General features: G+C 59.7%; 1 pseudogene. It reads left to right on the top strand.

Annotation, left to right across the window (positions count from 1 at the left end):
* A pseudogene (locus Q4543_RS24385) lies at nucleotides 1-1,020 on the top strand (IS3 family transposase); the annotation flags it as partial.
* Nucleotides 1,021-1,082 lie beyond the last annotated feature (62 nt).

Here is a 1,082-nt window from a genome sequence, read left to right as displayed (position 1 = left end):
TCCGAGAAGGATGTCGAGAAGCTGCACGCCAAGATCGGCCAGCTGGTCGTGGAACGGGATTTTTTATCGGAAGCCTCCAGTCTCATCCTCGGCGCTGGAGGCAGAAAGCGGTGAAGCAGGACCATCCCGATCTCAGCGTTCGGCGGCAGTGCAGCCTGCTGTCGCTGGCACGTTCCAGCCTCTACTATCACCCGCGCGGGGAAAGCGCCGAGAACCTGGCGTTCATGAAAGTCATCGACCGGCAGTTCTTGGAAACGGTTGCCCATTGAGGCGCCATTGGTTCAAGTCCAATGGGCGACGGTACGGCTCGCGGCAAATGGCCCGCCACATGCATCGAGAGGGGCACGAATGCGGGCGCCATCGGGTGCGGCGGCTGATGAGGCTCATGCGTCTGGTGCCGATTTACCAAGAGCCGAAGACGAGCAAGAAACACCCTGAGCACAAGGTTTACCCGTACCTTCTCAAAGGCTTGGCCATCACCCGACCCAATCAGGTCTGGTGTACGGACATCAGCTATATCCCGATGCGCCGGGGCTTCCTGTACCTCGTGGCGGTCATGGACTGGCACAGCCGGAAGGTTCTGAGTTGGCGGCTGTCGAATTCGATGGATGCCGGGTTCTGTGTCGAGGCGCTGAAGGAGGCGCTGGCCAGATACGGCCCGCCAGAGATATTCAACTCCGACCAAGGCTCGCAGTTCACCAGCACCGACTTCACTGACGTGCTGCACGACGCCAAGGTGAAGATCTCCCCTCTCGGCAGATTGCTTCGCAATCGCCTGCCGGGCAATGGATGGACGGCCGCGGGCGCTGGATCGATAATCGGATGATCGAGCGCTTCTGGCGATCCCTGAAATACGAATGCGTCTATCTGAACGCCTTCGAAACCGGCTCTGAAGCCCGCGATGGGATCGGCGCCTGGATTACCTACTACAACGAAAAACGCCCGCACTCCTCCCACGGGCTGCTGACGCCGGGCGAGGCATATGATAGCCGGACCCGAAACCTGAAAGCTGCCGCCTGAAATGAAACCCATGCTACAGCTTAGCCCGGCGGAAAACTGGTCGAAAATTCAGGACCACCTCT

This window comes from Salipiger sp. 1_MG-2023 (genome assembly GCF_030547555.1).
Taxonomy (GTDB): Bacteria; Pseudomonadota; Alphaproteobacteria; order Rhodobacterales; family Rhodobacteraceae; genus Salipiger.
The sequence above is the reverse complement of the archived record's forward strand: the minus strand, read 5'-3'. Positions and strand labels throughout refer to the sequence as shown.